14 protein-coding genes, 2 tRNA genes and 3 rRNA genes are annotated in these 15,415 nt (G+C 54.4%); 8 read left to right on the top strand and 11 right to left on the bottom strand.

Translation table 11 applies throughout. The annotated features are described in order from the left end of the window. The first annotated feature begins 131 nt into the window (after window positions 1–131). Window positions 132–515, top strand: coding sequence for an antibiotic biosynthesis monooxygenase (locus D3Z90_RS18095; protein ID WP_136477315.1), 384 nt, complete (start codon window positions 132–134; stop codon window positions 513–515). Here D3Z90_RS18095 and D3Z90_RS18090 read toward each other — a convergent pair. Further along, the gene (locus D3Z90_RS18090; protein ID WP_136477314.1) at window positions 491–1,261 is read right to left on the bottom strand and encodes a S9 family peptidase; all 771 of its coding nucleotides are present in this window, start codon (window positions 1,259–1,261) and stop codon (window positions 491–493) included. The genes D3Z90_RS18095 and D3Z90_RS18090 overlap by 25 nt on opposite strands. Then, window positions 1,248–2,357: a DUF3182 family protein gene (locus D3Z90_RS18085; RefSeq protein WP_136477313.1), complete on the bottom strand. Its 1,110-nt coding sequence runs from the start codon at window positions 2,355–2,357 to the stop codon at window positions 1,248–1,250. The genes D3Z90_RS18090 and D3Z90_RS18085 overlap by 14 nt, the downstream gene beginning before the upstream one ends. A gap of 265 nt (window positions 2,358–2,622) precedes the next feature. Between D3Z90_RS18085 and D3Z90_RS18080 the strand changes: the two genes are divergently transcribed. After that, window positions 2,623–4,431 carry an aminopeptidase P family protein gene (locus D3Z90_RS18080; protein WP_136477312.1) on the top strand — a complete coding sequence of 603 codons (1,809 nt, stop codon included), beginning with the start codon at window positions 2,623–2,625 and terminating at the stop codon, window positions 4,429–4,431. A 56-nt stretch (window positions 4,432–4,487) separates the two neighbouring features. Here D3Z90_RS18080 and D3Z90_RS18075 read toward each other — a convergent pair whose 3' ends face one another. Beyond that, complete coding sequence (locus tag D3Z90_RS18075) at window positions 4,488–4,769, bottom strand: hypothetical protein (protein ID WP_136477311.1); 282 nt, start codon at window positions 4,767–4,769, stop codon at window positions 4,488–4,490. Window positions 4,770–4,952: 183 nt separating this feature from the next. Then, window positions 4,953–5,840: a threonine/homoserine exporter RhtA gene (rhtA, locus tag D3Z90_RS18070; RefSeq protein WP_136477310.1), complete on the bottom strand. Its 888-nt coding sequence runs from the start codon at window positions 5,838–5,840 to the stop codon at window positions 4,953–4,955. 618 nt (window positions 5,841–6,458) lie between these two features. On the opposite strand from rhtA, the gene D3Z90_RS18065 reads away from it, so the two are divergent. The 5 genes from D3Z90_RS18065 to rrf all read left to right on the top strand — a co-directional run bounded on the left by D3Z90_RS18065 (window position 6,459) and on the right by rrf (window position 11,655). Next, window positions 6,459–7,995 (top strand): 16S ribosomal RNA (locus D3Z90_RS18065). Window positions 7,996–8,118: 123 nt separating this feature from the next. Then, window positions 8,119–8,195: transfer RNA gene (locus D3Z90_RS18060), tRNA-Ile, on the top strand. 10 nt (window positions 8,196–8,205) lie between these two features. Further along, a tRNA-Ala gene (locus D3Z90_RS18055) sits at window positions 8,206–8,281 on the top strand. Between the two features lie 231 nt (window positions 8,282–8,512). After that, window positions 8,513–11,402, top strand: a 23S ribosomal RNA gene (locus D3Z90_RS18050). A 137-nt stretch (window positions 11,403–11,539) separates the two neighbouring features. Beyond that, window positions 11,540–11,655, top strand: a 5S ribosomal RNA gene (rrf, locus tag D3Z90_RS18045). Together the 16S, 23S and 5S rRNA genes with 2 tRNA genes alongside form the textbook arrangement of a ribosomal RNA operon. A gap of 170 nt (window positions 11,656–11,825) precedes the next feature. Here the strand turns inward: rrf and queD are convergent. The 6 genes from queD to D3Z90_RS18020 all read right to left on the bottom strand — a co-directional run bounded on the left by queD (window position 11,826) and on the right by D3Z90_RS18020 (window position 14,311). Next, window positions 11,826–12,182, bottom strand: a complete 357-nt coding sequence (queD, locus tag D3Z90_RS18040; RefSeq protein WP_010226613.1) for a 6-carboxytetrahydropterin synthase QueD — start codon at window positions 12,180–12,182, stop codon at window positions 11,826–11,828. A 63-nt stretch (window positions 12,183–12,245) separates the two neighbouring features. Continuing rightward, window positions 12,246–12,458 (bottom strand): AlpA family transcriptional regulator, encoded by a 213-nt coding sequence (locus tag D3Z90_RS18035; protein ID WP_136477309.1) that lies wholly within the window; start codon window positions 12,456–12,458, stop codon window positions 12,246–12,248. A gap of 44 nt (window positions 12,459–12,502) precedes the next feature. Beyond that, window positions 12,503–12,679: a hypothetical protein gene (locus D3Z90_RS26860; RefSeq protein ID WP_168198485.1), complete on the bottom strand. Its 177-nt coding sequence runs from the start codon at window positions 12,677–12,679 to the stop codon at window positions 12,503–12,505. 43 nt (window positions 12,680–12,722) lie between these two features. Then, window positions 12,723–12,914: a hypothetical protein gene (locus D3Z90_RS18030; protein WP_136477308.1), complete on the bottom strand. Its 192-nt coding sequence runs from the start codon at window positions 12,912–12,914 to the stop codon at window positions 12,723–12,725. A 61-nt stretch (window positions 12,915–12,975) separates the two neighbouring features. Then, window positions 12,976–13,563 carry a hypothetical protein gene (locus tag D3Z90_RS18025; RefSeq protein ID WP_136477307.1) on the bottom strand — a complete coding sequence of 196 codons (588 nt, stop codon included), beginning with the start codon at window positions 13,561–13,563 and terminating at the stop codon, window positions 12,976–12,978. 79 nt (window positions 13,564–13,642) lie between these two features. Beyond that, window positions 13,643–14,311: a hypothetical protein gene (locus D3Z90_RS18020; RefSeq protein ID WP_136477306.1), complete on the bottom strand. Its 669-nt coding sequence runs from the start codon at window positions 14,309–14,311 to the stop codon at window positions 13,643–13,645. Window positions 14,312–14,361: 50 nt separating this feature from the next. Here D3Z90_RS18020 and D3Z90_RS18015 point away from each other — a divergent pair, with 50 nt between their 5' ends. Then, window positions 14,362–15,009, top strand: a complete 648-nt coding sequence (locus D3Z90_RS18015; RefSeq protein ID WP_136477305.1) for a hypothetical protein — start codon at window positions 14,362–14,364, stop codon at window positions 15,007–15,009. On the opposite strand, the gene D3Z90_RS18010 is transcribed toward D3Z90_RS18015, so the two are convergent. Beyond that, entirely contained in the window at window positions 14,918–15,388 is a 471-nt protein-coding gene (locus D3Z90_RS18010; protein WP_256658249.1) for a hypothetical protein, read from the bottom strand. The genes D3Z90_RS18015 and D3Z90_RS18010 overlap by 92 nt on opposite strands. Window positions 15,389–15,415 lie beyond the last annotated feature (27 nt).

The raw sequence follows: 15,415 nt of genomic DNA, 5'->3' as shown, positions 1-15,415 counted from the left end.
GTTGACCGATTGCCATTACCGCCAGGCAGTATAAGGCTCAGTCAGGCTTGAAACCTCTTGACCTTGAGTTAACTGGAGGTTTTACCCTGCCTGCCGTTGCATTGCATGTTAATGGCAGGGAGATAAGGTCCATGGCGGTTCCAGAGCGCAGTTTTTGCTTTACCCAAATGATTGAATTTGAAGTAGTGCCCATGCGCCAGTATGCCTTGGCCCAGGCATTGGCTGAGCGCAGTGAGGCGCTTGCTTTGCGTCACGCCGGCCTGATTGGCGCGAGTATTCAGGCCAGCGACGACGGCAGTCGGGTGTTGCAGTACCTGCAATGGCAGTCGCGCACCGCTTGGGAGGCTGCCGCGAGCAGTTTTGAACAGGAGCCCTTTCTGCAGTTGATTCAGCAGCACCAAGCCAAAGGGGTGAGTTTTGCTGCATTTCAAACGGTCAGCAGTCTGGCTCGAAGTGTGGCAGATGGTCTCTATTGCCATGTGCCCCTGGCTCAGGAATACCAGGGGGAGTGGTGAGGGTAGCGGTCGAGGCGGGCGCCGATGACCATCTCGGCTATCCAGGTACTGAGTATCGAGCTGTAGGCCTTCTGACTTCGGTCACTTGATAGCGCATGATCTGCGCCATCGACGATACGATGGGTCAATGAGTGGGCGCTGACGAACGCAGAGCGGTAGCTCATCAACGTGCTGTGGGGCACATAATCGTCCTGTTCCGACTCGACCAATAACACATCACCACCAAACTCGGCGCAAGCCCCCAGCGCTCGATTATCGGCCGGCCCCAATGGGCGATGGCGATAGGTGTTCAAGCGCTGGCGGTCCAGGCCCTGCTTGGGCATCGTCCATTCATCGTCCCAGTACAGTGCCGGTACTCGCAGTGCAAGCCATTTAATGGGTCGCAGTGCTGTGAGCAGCGTTGCCAGGTACCCGCCGTAACTGGTGCCGATGACTGCAATGGCACTGGTATCGACCGCAGGGTGACTGACCAATCTGTCGTAGGCTGCAACCAGGTCTGCCAGGTTTTGCTCGCGGGTAACGCTCAGACGCTGGCTTGCGGTTTTTTCATGACCGCGCAGGTCGAACGTCATGCACACACAGCCAAGACCTGTAATCTGCTTGGCGCGTGCCAGGTCACGTTGCTGGCTTCCTCCCCAGCCGTGGACAAATAGAATCCCGGGTACTTTGTCGCTGGGGCTTACGATAGTGGCGGCAATCGACTCATCATCGACATGGATCTCAATTGATTCGCTATGGATGGTCATAGTCGCGCAACCTTGCATATTTGCAGATTCTTCCGAGTTCACTGTCGTCCCCCTGATAGAAAATTGTCGCATCGGCGGGCACTAGGGGCTCGTCGAAGACTTCATGGGTAGAGGCGCGTACGCGCGTCAGTGACGCGTCCGAGGCGAATGCCTGGATTGCGAGAATTTCTGCACTGCTGGCGCCGCCTATGCGCCAGGATTGTTCGAGTACGCCGCTTTTGGGTTGGCCCTGGCTATTCAGGCCGCGAGCGACGTCATAGTTTCGGCGCGAAGCTATGAATCCTGGGAAATTACGCACTGCGGCCTGCTCGTAGGTCCGGGCTTGGGTAATGGCGAGTCGTATCGGCTGCTCAAGTTCCAGTTGCAGCAAGGTGTCGTAACTACCTCGCACCACGACCAGGTCAGACCCACCGTAGACTTCTTCTCCTGCATGGTCATGGGTCAGTTGTTGCGTGCCGTAGTAACTGCACTGAATGCCTGCCACCAGTGCCTGGCCAACGCTGAAGGTCTGGACCTGGGTCAGGTTTTCTTCCAGGACCAAGCCCCAAATGGCCAAGTCCTTCTCGCACCGGCTTTTAAGCGCTTGTTCGACTTCGTGCAGGGTGCTTGCAACTATTTGCCCTCGTCCTGCCTTCGCGCGTACCGGTTTTATCCGCAAGGGACCAGTACGCAATAACAGTTCCGCAGCGCACATGGCGTCTGCCAGGCTGAAAACCGTGTAGCCGCGAAGCAGTGCATCGCTGGCTTGACGGGCAAAATCGTCGGTCCAGCCCAATGGGTAGCGGGCGTTGGCAGGGAGCGGGTGGGATATGGCCTTGGTGGCCATGTACGGCCGACTGACCAACCCGCCAAACAAATCCCGATCTGAGGTAATGCCGAGATGTTGATAACGGTCGGTATCAATCAGTGTTTCGGTGGGCAGGAAGTAGTAGTTGTCATCGGCACTAAGTGATTGCGCAGGCTTGATAACCTGAGTGTTGAGCAACTGAGCGAGGCGCTCGGCAATCGCTAGGTGAACACTGTGCTCGTGTTCAGGGGTCTGCTCGCGAGTATCGAGCAGCACCACACCTTGCTTGCGGTCTGTCGATCGGCGCATGGGCGTTTTCCTCGGCAACAAGTCTTCCAAGTGGGATCAACTGCCACACCGGACTGTATTTGTTGTGAAGGCCCAGAGGTCTGGAAGTTCAGCCCAATTGAAGTTTTTGCCCCGGCTTTGTCTCATTTAGCGCTTGGCAGCAATCTTTGTAGGCAGGTTGCATGAGTCTTGTTACAGGGTTGAACCATAGCGCGGTTGCCGGACGCAGATGCCTGCTCCATTATTTGCGTCTATACCAATGGATGTCGCAGTAGCAGGAGTCAGCATGAATAGTCAGCCCTCAACGCCGGGAGTGATCGTCGCTCGCCTGGCAGCTGTGCGTCAGGTGATGAAGCAGGAGGGGATCGATGCCCTGTTGGTGCCTTCGGCTGACCCGCATCTTTCGGAATACCTGCCAGGCTACTGGCAGGGGCGGGAGTGGTTGTCTGGATTTCAGGGGTCAGTGGGTACGCTGATCGTGACGTCGGAATTCGCCGGCCTGTGGGCCGATAGCCGCTACTGGGAACAAGCTGAAAAGGAATTGGCCGGTAGCAGTATCGAGCTGGTCAAGTTGCAGCCAGGCAAACCAGGGCCTATCGATTGGCTGGCAGATCAGACGTGCGAAGGGCAGGTTGTTGCAGTCGATGGTGCCGTCATGGCATTGGCGTCGGCGCGTCAATTGGAAGAGCGCTTGAAGGCGCGTAATGCGCGTTTGCATACCAGTACAGACCTGCTTGCTCGGGTCTGGTTAGATCGTCCGTCATTGCCAGGTAATGCGGTCTTTGAGCATCTGCCCCCAGAAGCAACAGTCAGTCGCAGTGAAAAGCTCACGCAATTGCGTAAGGTGTTGCGCGAGCGTGGGGCCGACTGGCACTTCATTGCAACCCTCGACGATATTGCCTGGTTGTTCAATCTGCGTGGTAGCGATGTTTCCTATAACCCGGTTTTTGTCGCCTTTGCGCTGATCAGTCAGGAACAGGCAATTCTTTTTGTTGCGCCTAGTAAGGTCGATGCGGGTATTCGTCAGACGCTCGCCGTGGACGGTGTTGAGTTACGCGATTATGCGCAAATTCACGCGGCATTGGCTGCAATTGCAGCAGACGGGCGTTTGTTGATTGATCCGGCCCGCGTCACGCGTGGCTTGATTGATAGTGTTTCGGCTCAGGTGCGATTGGTTGAGGGGCTAAACCCCACCACCCTGGCAAAATCGCAGAAAACCTGCGCAGATCTTCTGCATATCCGTAATGCCATGGAGCAGGACGGTGCAGCCTTGTGCAATTTCTTTAGCTGGTTGGATGGCGCCTGGGGGCGCCAGGCCGTCACTGAGCTGACAGTTGATGAGCAGCTCAGCGCGGCAAGAGCCCAGCGCCCGGGCTTTGTTTCGCTGAGCTTTTCCACCATTGCTGCATTCAATGCAAATGGAGCCATGCCGCACTATCGCGCCACCGAAGCGTCCCATGCGCGCATTGAGGGTGATGGGCTGTTGTTGATCGACTCTGGTGGTCAGTATCTGGGCGGCACTACCGATATCACCCGCATGGTTGCGGTGGGTACTCCGAGCCTTGAGCAGAAGCAGGATTGCACGCGGGTGCTTAAAGGAGTGATCGCTTTGTCTCGAGCGCGGTTCCCGCGAGGCATTCTTTCGCCGCTGCTCGATGCGATTGCCCGTGCGCCGATCTGGGCGGATCAGGTCGATTATGGTCACGGAACCGGGCATGGCGTCGGTTATTTCTTGAATGTGCATGAAGGGCCTCAGGTAATTGCCTATCAGGCAGCGGCGGCGCCTCACACTGCGATGCAGGCCGGCATGATCACGTCTATAGAGCCAGGCACTTACCGACCTGGGCGTTGGGGTGTTCGCATCGAGAACCTGGTATTCAATCGAGAAGCGGGGCGCAATGAGTTTGGAGACTTTCTCGAGTTCGAAACCTTGACGTTGTGTCCTATCGATACGCGCTGCTTGCTGCCGGAAATGTTGAGCCAGTGCGAGCTCGATTGGCTCAATGGGTATCACCAGCAAGTATACGAGCGCCTAAAGCCGCTGCTTGAAGGGGATGCCCTGGCATGGTTGCGGGAGCGTACCCAGGCACTCTGATCTGTAATGCATAGCAAAAAGGGCAGCCGTTTGGCTGCCCTCTTTGTTGAATGTCCTTACTTGCAGATGACGATCATGCTGCGACTGGTATATCCGGCAGGATTGAGTCCGAAAAGGTAATCGCCAGGCTCTGCGTCGTCATCACCAGAGCGAGCGATCACTTTATAGCCTTTTGTACCGCAGGCTGTGGTCGCTTTGGTATAGCACTGGTCCCAGGAGGACGAGAGGCCGGAACAGTTGATATGCAACCCTCTCTTGCCGTGCTTGACTTCAGTTTTTGCAGTCGCCGCGCATCCGGCGATGGCCACCATGGCCAGGATGAGCAAAATTCGTTTCATTCCCGTCCTTAATACGTGCCGGCTCTACCGTCCGGATCTGTGTATGCAGCCTCTTCCTGATGCTCCTGTGCGTCCATGTCTTGTCAATTAGATAGCTTGCAGATTGACGTTCCATGACAGCTTAAAGATCGTGGCTGTTCGGCACAATGACCAGTTCCGATTTAAATGCAAATATTTCTCAAATCAGTCGGCAGGGATGAGGGGCGGACTTTCCTTTCGAATCGACAATGTCGCCCCGACGGAGGCGGTAATGATCGCTCCAATTGCCAGCCATTGACCAAGGCTCAACACCTCGCCTAGGAAGAGCAGGCCAGAGAGTGCGCCGAAAGCAGGTTCAATGCTCATCAGTGTGCCAAAGGTCCTTGCTGGCAGCCGTGTCAGTGCGACCATTTCCAGGCTGTAGGGTAGGGCGGTCGAGAGTATGGCAACGCCTAGGGCGATGGGCAGCAGGGCAGGAGTGAGCAGTGCACTTCCGGCATGGATGATACCCACAGGTGCGACAAACAAGGCGGCGATCATTACACCTAAGGCGGCGGTCTGAATGCCGTTCGCCGCTCCCGCCTTTTGGCCATAAAGGATGTATAAGGCCCAGCACACGCCAGCGCCCAGAGCATAGCCCGCGCCAACCAGATCGAGTTTGCCACCGGTTTGACCAATGGGAATCAGCAATAGTAGCCCTACCACCGCCAGGCCTATCCAGAGAAAGTCCACAGCGCGTCGGGATGCATACAGGGCTACTGCAAGGGGGCCGGTGAACTCCAGGGCTACAGCAATCCCCAAGGGAACAGTGCGCAGTGACATATAGAAGAGGAGATTCATGCCGCCTAGTGCCATGCCGTAGATAACCACGGTGCGCAAGGTGCTTGCGTTGAGTCGCGCTCGCCAGGGGCGCAGCAGTAGCAACATGATGATGCTGGCGAAAATCAGGCGCAGGGTGGTCGTGCCTTGTGCGCCCACAATGGGGAACATGCTCTTGGCCAGCGACGCACCGGATTGAATCGAAGCCATGGCAATGAGCAGTAGGCCGATGGGGAACAGTGTCGTGGCCAGGCTGCGGGGTTTAGCGTTCATTGGGGTGGGGTGTTCCTTATTAGAGAGGATAGAGCGCGCAGAGGAAGACAGCGTTCTATGATGCGCAATGCCAAAGATTTGAGCAATATAGTGCGCAATGTTCTTTTGCATAGTCTTTTTAGGATTAATGCTTGACCTCCGATCTAATCTCTCTATAATTCGCCCCACTTCTGGCGTAGTCGGAACGGAAAACTCCTTGAGATTCAATGAGTTAGATGTTTCAGGTAGGGCTGGAAGGGCTTCGGTCGAAAGATCGGCAGCGGTGAAAAAGGTGGTTGACAGCGAATTGAAACGCTGTAGAATTCGCCTCCCGCTGACGAGAGATCGCAGCGCGTTAAGCGGTTGAAGTTGAAAGAGAAATTCTGAAAAACTTCAAAATAAACGCTTGACACACTCTGAGGAAAGCGTAGAATGCGCGCCTCGGTTGAAGCGAAAGACTTCAGCCAACGCTCTTTAACAATCGAATCAAGCAATTCGTGTGGGTGCTTGTGACTCAGGCTGATAGTCAAAAAGATTATCAGCATCACAAGTGACTGCACGAGAAGTCGAAAGACTTCGAATTAGTCATTTGAGATTGCTGAGCCAAGTTTAGGGTTTTCTCAAAACCCAAGCAGTATTGAACTGAAGAGTTTGATCATGGCTCAGATTGAACGCTGGCGGCAGGCCTAACACATGCAAGTCGAGCGGATGACGGGAGCTTGCTCCTTGATTCAGCGGCGGACGGGTGAGTAATACCTAGGAATCTGCCTGGTAGTGGGGGACAACGTTTCGAAAGGAACGCTAATACCGCATACGTCCTACGGGAGAAAGCAGGGGACCTTCGGGCCTTGCGCTATCAGATGAGCCTAGGTCGGATTAGCTAGTTGGTGAGGTAATGGCTCACCAAGGCGACGATCCGTAACTGGTCTGAGAGGATGATCAGTCACACTGGAACTGAGACACGGTCCAGACTCCTACGGGAGGCAGCAGTGGGGAATATTGGACAATGGGCGAAAGCCTGATCCAGCCATGCCGCGTGTGTGAAGAAGGTCTTCGGATTGTAAAGCACTTTAAGTTGGGAGGAAGGGCATTAACCTAATACGTTAGTGTTTTGACGTTACCGACAGAATAAGCACCGGCTAACTCTGTGCCAGCAGCCGCGGTAATACAGAGGGTGCAAGCGTTAATCGGAATTACTGGGCGTAAAGCGCGCGTAGGTGGTTCGTTAAGTTGGATGTGAAATCCCCGGGCTCAACCTGGGAACTGCATCCAAAACTGGCGAGCTAGAGTAGGGCAGAGGGTGGTGGAATTTCCTGTGTAGCGGTGAAATGCGTAGATATAGGAAGGAACACCAGTGGCGAAGGCGACCACCTGGGCTCATACTGACACTGAGGTGCGAAAGCGTGGGGAGCAAACAGGATTAGATACCCTGGTAGTCCACGCCGTAAACGATGTCAACTAGCCGTTGGAATCCTTGAGATTTTAGTGGCGCAGCTAACGCATTAAGTTGACCGCCTGGGGAGTACGGCCGCAAGGTTAAAACTCAAATGAATTGACGGGGGCCCGCACAAGCGGTGGAGCATGTGGTTTAATTCGAAGCAACGCGAAGAACCTTACCAGGCCTTGACATCCAATGAACTTTCCAGAGATGGATTGGTGCCTTCGGGAACATTGAGACAGGTGCTGCATGGCTGTCGTCAGCTCGTGTCGTGAGATGTTGGGTTAAGTCCCGTAACGAGCGCAACCCTTGTCCTTAGTTACCAGCACGTAATGGTGGGCACTCTAAGGAGACTGCCGGTGACAAACCGGAGGAAGGTGGGGATGACGTCAAGTCATCATGGCCCTTACGGCCTGGGCTACACACGTGCTACAATGGTCGGTACAGAGGGTTGCCAAGCCGCGAGGTGGAGCTAATCTCACAAAACCGATCGTAGTCCGGATCGCAGTCTGCAACTCGACTGCGTGAAGTCGGAATCGCTAGTAATCGCGAATCAGAATGTCGCGGTGAATACGTTCCCGGGCCTTGTACACACCGCCCGTCACACCATGGGAGTGGGTTGCACCAGAAGTAGCTAGTCTAACCTTCGGGGGGACGGTTACCACGGTGTGATTCATGACTGGGGTGAAGTCGTAACAAGGTAGCCGTAGGGGAACCTGCGGCTGGATCACCTCCTTAATCGACGACATCAGCTGTTTCATAAGCTCCCACACGAATTGCTTGATTCATTGAAGAAGACGATAGAAGCAGCTTTAAGCTCCAAGCTGGTAGCTCAAAGCTAACAGTTACGCGCTCGAAATTGGGTCTGTAGCTCAGTTGGTTAGAGCGCACCCCTGATAAGGGTGAGGTCGGCAGTTCGAATCTGCCCAGACCCACCAATTTTGTTATGGGGCCATAGCTCAGCTGGGAGAGCGCCTGCCTTGCACGCAGGAGGTCAGCGGTTCGATCCCGCTTGGCTCCACCATTAATTCTGCTTCGTAAAGCTTAGAAATGAATATTCGTGTCGAATATTGATTTCTGAACTTTTTCAGAATCGTTCTTTAAAAATTTGGGTATGTGATAGAAAGATAGACTGGATGGCACTTTCACTGGTGTTGTTCAGGCTAAGGTAAAATTTGTGAGTGACTCTTAAGAGTTTTGCGAATTTTCGGCGAATGTCGTCTTCACAGTATAACCAGATTGCTTGGGGTTATATGGTCAAGTGAAGAAGCGCATACGGTGGATGCCTTGGCAGTCAGAGGCGATGAAAGACGTGGTAGCCTGCGATAAGCTTCGGGGAGTCGGCAAACAGACTTTGATCCGGAGATCTCTGAATGGGGGAACCCACCCAGCATAAGCTGGGTATCTTGTACTGAATACATAGGTGCAAGAGGCGAACCAGGGGAACTGAAACATCTAAGTACCCTGAGGAAAAGAAATCAACCGAGATTCCCTTAGTAGTGGCGAGCGAACGGGGACTAGCCCTTAAGTGGCTTTGAGATTAGCGGAACGCTCTGGAAAGTGCGGCCATAGTGGGTGATAGCCCTGTACGCGAAAATCTCTTAGTCATGAAATCGAGTAGGACGGAGCACGAGAAACTTTGTCTGAATATGGGGGGACCATCCTCCAAGGCTAAATACTACTGACTGACCGATAGTGAACCAGTACCGTGAGGGAAAGGCGAAAAGAACCCCGGAGAGGGGAGTGAAATAGATCCTGAAACCGTATGCGTACAAGCAGTGGGAGCCTACTTGTTAGGTGACTGCGTACCTTTTGTATAATGGGTCAGCGACTTATATTCAGTGGCGAGCTTAACCGAATAGGGGAGGCGTAGCGAAAGCGAGTGTTAATAGCGCGTTTAGTCGCTGGGTATAGACCCGAAACCGGGCGATCTATCCATGGGCAGGTTGAAGGTTAGGTAACACTGACTGGAGGACCGAACCGACTACCGTTGAAAAGTTAGCGGATGACCTGTGGATCGGAGTGAAAGGCTAATCAAGCTCGGAGATAGCTGGTTCTCCTCGAAAGCTATTTAGGTAGCGCCTCATGTATCACTGTAGGGGGTAGAGCACTGTTTCGGCTAGGGGGTCATCCCGACTTACCAAACCGATGCAAACTCCGAATACCTACAAGTGCCGAGCATGGGAGACACACGGCGGGTGCTAACGTCCGTCGTGAAAAGGGAAACAACCCAGACCGTCAGCTAAGGTCCCAAAGTTATGGTTAAGTGGGAAACGATGTGGGAAGGCTTAGACAGCTAGGAGGTTGGCTTAGAAGCAGCCACCCTTTAAAGAAAGCGTAATAGCTCACTAGTCGAGTCGGCCTGCGCGGAAGATGTAACGGGGCTCAAACCATACACCGAAGCTACGGGTGTCACTTAGGTGACGCGGTAGAGGAGCGTTCTGTAAGCCTGTGAAGGTGAGTTGAGAAGCTTGCTGGAGGTATCAGAAGTGCGAATGCTGACATGAGTAACGACAATGGGAGTGAAAAACTCCCACGCCGAAAGACCAAGGTTTCCTGCGCAACGTTAATCGACGCAGGGTTAGTCGGTCCCTAAGGCGAGGCTGAAAAGCGTAGTCGATGGAAAACAGGTTAATATTCCTGTACTTCTAGTTATTGCGATGGAGGGACGGAGAAGGCTAGGCCAGCTTGGCGTTGGTTGTCCAAGTTTAAGGTGGTAGGCTGAGATCTTAGGTAAATCCGGGATCTTAAGGCCGAGAGCTGATGACGAGTTGCCTTTAGGCGACGAAGTGGTTGATGCCATGCTTCCAAGAAAAGCTTCTAAGCTTCAGATAACTAGGAACCGTACCCCAAACCGACACAGGTGGTTGGGTAGAGAATACCAAGGCGCTTGAGAGAACTCGGGTGAAGGAACTAGGCAAAATGGCACCGTAACTTCGGGAGAAGGTGCGCCGGTGAGGGTGAAGGACTTGCTCCGTAAGCTCATGCCGGTCGAAGATACCAGGCCGCTGCGACTGTTTATTAAAAACACAGCACTCTGCAAACACGAAAGTGGACGTATAGGGTGTGACGCCTGCCCGGTGCCGGAAGGTTAATTGATGGGGTTAGCTAACGCGAAGCTCTTGATCGAAGCCCCGGTAAACGGCGGCCGTAACTATAACGGTCCTAAGGTAGCGAAATTCCTTGTCGGGTAAGTTCCGACCTGCACGAATGGCGTAACGATGGCGGCGCTGTCTCCACCCGAGACTCAGTGAAATTGAAATCGCTGTGAAGATGCAGTGTATCCGCGGCTAGACGGAAAGACCCCGTGAACCTTTACTATAGCTTTGCACTGGACTTTGAATTTGCTTGTGTAGGATAGGTGGGAGGCTTTGAAGCGTGGACGCCAGTTCGCGTGGAGCCAATCTTGAAATACCACCCTGGCAACTTTGAGGTTCTAACTCAGGTCCGTCATCCGGATCGAGGACAGTGTATGGTGGGTAGTTTGACTGGGGCGGTCTCCTCCTAAAGAGTAACGGAGGAGTACGAAGGTGCGCTCAGACCGGTCGGAAATCGGTCGTAGAGTATAAAGGCAAAAGCGCGCTTGACTGCGAGACAGACACGTCGAGCAGGTACGAAAGTAGGTCTTAGTGATCCGGTGGTTCTGTATGGAAGGGCCATCGCTCAACGGATAAAAGGTACTCCGGGGATAACAGGCTGATACCGCCCAAGAGTTCATATCGACGGCGGTGTTTGGCACCTCGATGTCGGCTCATCACATCCTGGGGCTGAAGCCGGTCCCAAGGGTATGGCTGTTCGCCATTTAAAGTGGTACGCGAGCTGGGTTTAGAACGTCGTGAGACAGTTCGGTCCCTATCTGCCGTGGACGTTTGAGATTTGAGAGGGGCTGCTCCTAGTACGAGAGGACCGGAGTGGACGAACCTCTGGTGTTCCGGTTGTCACGCCAGTGGCATTGCCGGGTAGCTATGTTCGGGAGAGATAACCGCTGAAAGCATCTAAGCGGGAAACTTGCCTCAAGATGAGATCTCACTGGAGCCTTGAGCTCCCTGAAGGGCCGTCGAAGACTACGACGTTGATAGGTTGGGTGTGTAAGCGCTGTGAGGCGTTGAGCTAACCAATACTAATTGCCCGTGAGGCTTGACCATATAACACCCAAGCAATTTGCGTCGAACGACCAGATTGCGGTGTTGTGAAGACGAAACGAACCGAAAGTTTGCAGCTCACAAGCATCACATACCCGATTCGCTGGAGTGTCTGACAAGACCTTCTGGCAACAGAATTTCTTGACGACCATAGAGCATTGGAACCACCTGATCCCATCCCGAACTCAGTAGTGAAACGATGCATCGCCGATGGTAGTGTGGGGTTTCCCCATGTGAGAGTAGGTCATCGTCAAGATTAAATTCCGAAACCCCTATCTGCACATGCAGGTAGGGGTTTTGTCTTTTCCGGCATCGCACACCTCGCCGCTGTGGTAGCGAGCGTGCCCGGCGATACCATCCCTTCCAGCAAATCAATGGCAAAAAAAATCCACCCCGGAGGGTGGATTGATCACAGTGGACACTGACTCAGTCGCCGTAGTACTCGCAACCACTGGTGCAAGTCTCATGGATACGTACCTTGGACAACTCCGGCAGCAAGGGTTTGACCTGATCCCATATCCACTTGGCGATGACTTCACTGGTAGGGTTTTCCAGGCCAGGGATATCGTTCAGGTAGTTGTGGTCCAGTTGCTCGTACAGCGGCTTGAAGATTGCCTTGATCTCGGAAAAGTCACGAATCCAGCCCGTGTGTGGGTCCAGTGGGCCGGTCAGGTGCAGGGCAACCTTGAACGAGTGGCCGTGCAATCGCCCACACTTGTGTCCTTCAGGGACGTGCGGAAGGCGGTGTGCCGACTCGAAGGTGAACTCTTTGAAAATTTCCACGGTGTGGCCTGTATAGCTGATGGGATAAGGGCTGGAGCAGGCCACGCTTGTTTGGTGTACTGCTCAATGTACTGATTGGTCGTCGCTGGGGGTCAAAGAGGACATCCAAACCGAGATATCCGACTGACGCCAGCCGACCGAGTTGGGTCCTATTCTAACCTGTTTTGGGAACGTCCCTTCCTTGATTCTGCGGTACACGGTGTTTCGACTGATGCCGATGATGTGGACCACCTCCTCAATGCGTAGGAGGCGGTCAATGTTGTTCGCTGGTGTCATGTCTGTCTCCATGTCGCCATTCTTGGCAAATACTGGTTCCTGGCTCAGGCCAGGAAGCGATGGCCCACACTGGCAACCTTTGCGGCTTCTTCAGTGCGGAACATAAGTTGAGTCTTGTTGGTTCGAGCGCCAGAGCGGTATTCCACATCAACCCACCAGGCGCCGAACTTTCGATAGGGCTCGCTCAGGATCTTGCTGACGTAGCAGTCGATCAGGTTCATGGGTTGTCTCCACGCCGCGCATGGCGGCAGAGGTGGGGAGGGGTTAATCGGGGTACTGCTTGCGGATGCGGCGGGCGATGGCGCGGAGCTCGAAGTCCATCTCGAACATCTCGTTGTTGTCCTTGCGCGAGACGACTGGCGACCTTGTGTCGTTGCGGCCACCCAGGATCCAGGCGGCCAGCAGGATCAGTGCAGATTCGAGCTGTCGCCGGAGAAAGCCGTTGCGCGGGGTCATGGCCTCGGCCCCTTCCAGATCATCCAGGCCATGTAGAGCGGGGCGGCGATGGGTAGGAGGATCATGCTGCCTCCTCCCGTTCGTGCTTGATCATGTCGATGAATGACTGGGGAAGGTCGACGGCCTCGGCCCCCGGCGACCAAGACAACGGCGGACTTTTGCGGATCATCTCGTTGACCAGGTCGAACGCTGCCAACAGCTGGTCATCGTTTATCTCGCCATCCTCGGGCAAGTCGTCCATGAAGTGGTCACTGGGGTCAATCTCGCTCGGGTAGTTTGGCGTGCAGAAGACCAGTTTCAGGTCAGCGAGATCGATCTCGTGATTGAGGATGTGGTCGCGCAGATCCTCTTCATCAAAGAAGTAGCTGTCGCCGTCGAAGTCGGTGATCGGCTCACCACCCCAGATCCGGCGCGGCATTGCTGCGAATTTGGCGGCACGGCTTTCGTCGTGGCAGACATCGCACCAGCCGTTGGTTCGGTGTATTGGGTGGTCTGGGTTGTTCTTGCAAATGCGGTGGGTCGAGCCGCAATAGCGGGCCATGTGCTCATCATTCCCCCAAAAGCGGCCATCGGCGGCAACCCAGCCCGTGACGGTTTGAATGCTGGCAGCCTCGGGAGATTCGTACATCACGACTTTTTCTTCGCGCATAGCGGTTCCTTGCCGCCATATAGCGGCTGCTCAATAGAGGGGAGAGAGGTTAAAGCGAAAAGAGTACGGATGTACTCCTTCAGGGTTTTTGCGCTACGGCCCGCGCTGCAATTTCACGGATCGCCTCGACCGACTGGACGCGCATGCCTCGCTCGTCACCGATGAATGCATCGCAGCGCTCAAGAATCCTGGTCAATGCGGATTCCCGATCGGCCAGCTGGGCACTCAGTTGCTCAACTTCCGGATCACGCGCAGCGAACGCCTTGGCACCCTGGTCGGCCATATCACCAGCGCTGAAGCCGTCGGAGGTTGGTGGGTGGAGGTAGAGCGGAACAGCTTGTTTACCTTCCTCTTGCATGACTTTTATGCCAACAGCTTCGCAATTTGTGGACCAAATGCGGATGTTTCCGTTGTCGGCGAATACTGCATAAGCCACCGGCTCGCCCTGATGCTGGGCGGAAAGAGCAGCCGCCGAAGACTCCAGAAACTCTCTGGCCAATCCTCCGATGCCACTTGGAACAAGGGCACCTCTGGCGTCCAGGGCGAGCAATGCGTGGATGTTATCGACAAGTTTTGAATTGCCCAGGTGCTGGGCGGCTGGCTGGTCAAGGACGCCTTGCCAGTACTCGGCATGCGGCGAAGGGTAGGGGTGGGCCTGATAGGCCAGCAGTTTCACCAGGCGCTCAACTTCATCGCGCTGCACGCTGACCATCTGTTCGGTGTTGCTGGATCGGTTTTCTGTGGGCATGGGGATACCTCGCGGTTATGATTTTGTGAAATCAGGGACGGGGTTCGGAAATGTTGAACGATTACGGGAAAAGCCTCTTCAAGCCATGGCTTTCTGTTCAGAATGTAGTGCTGGGGTTTTTCTTGATATTTGTGGTGGGGCTTGTGATCCGGCAGTACGCTCTAACGAGCAGCGAGATTGCAAGTTGGGTTCAGGCTGTTGGTTCAGTCGGTGCAATTTGGGGTGCGCTTGCGCTGGGCCGCCAGCAGATTCGCAATCAGGATGCCATGAGGTTTAGGGAGCTAGAAGTTAAATCGGGCGCGTTTCTCGGAGTGTTTGAAAGTGCTTGCAAAAATTCGAATAAAATTGCAGAACTTGCCGGATTAAACATTCCTGTTTCGCACTTTAGCATGCGGTGGGAGTTATATATTTCTGAGCTGTATAGAACGAATATTGCCATGCTCAAAGGTATTCCCGCTCATGAGTTAGGCGGGTATGACCTTGTCTCTGCGCATGCAGTAATTCTTTCGGTGATGCTGAAAATCGAAGCAGACCTGCTTCGGCTTTTTGAGGTAGATGAGGGCGCAGATGTTCAGGCGCGGTGGTCGGAACACGTGTATGCGCAGATCATTTCACACAATAAACTTGTCCAAACCAGTTTCGAAAGCTTTCGGGGGGCGCATCAGGAAAGGCTGGAAAAACTGAGAGCGGTTTTGTGAAAGGCGTAGACGCACCAGTATAGTCGGCCCAGCCTATCTTCGGAGCTCTGGTCTTCTTGTTGATGACCGCGCGCCCTTCGGCATCGGTGATCTCGCACTTGGCCCTGATGCGCAGATCGCGGCACTTGCCTGTTTTCCTCGCAAGCTCCATGAACTGCTGGGCGTACTGCGGCGCATCGAACATCTGGCTTAGCTGCTTCACTTTCTCGCCGGCCATGATCTTGGCGGCGTATTCCGCTACGGCTTCATTCCACTCGGCAAGCGTTAGCTCAAGGGCTACCCCCCCCACCTTGCCGCTCGCCTTGGTGGTCTTGGTGATCTTCCTGGCCTCGGCCAGTGCTACGTCGGCGGTCATGCCAAAGACTGCGAATGTGCTCATGGTTATCTCCAGGCAGCCACCAGCCTC

Source organism: Pseudomonas sp. DG56-2, assembly GCF_004803755.1.
GTDB lineage: Bacteria > Pseudomonadota > Gammaproteobacteria > Pseudomonadales > Pseudomonadaceae > Aquipseudomonas > Aquipseudomonas auratipiscis.
The sequence above is the reverse complement of the archived record's forward strand: the minus strand, read 5'-3'. Positions and strand labels throughout refer to the sequence as shown.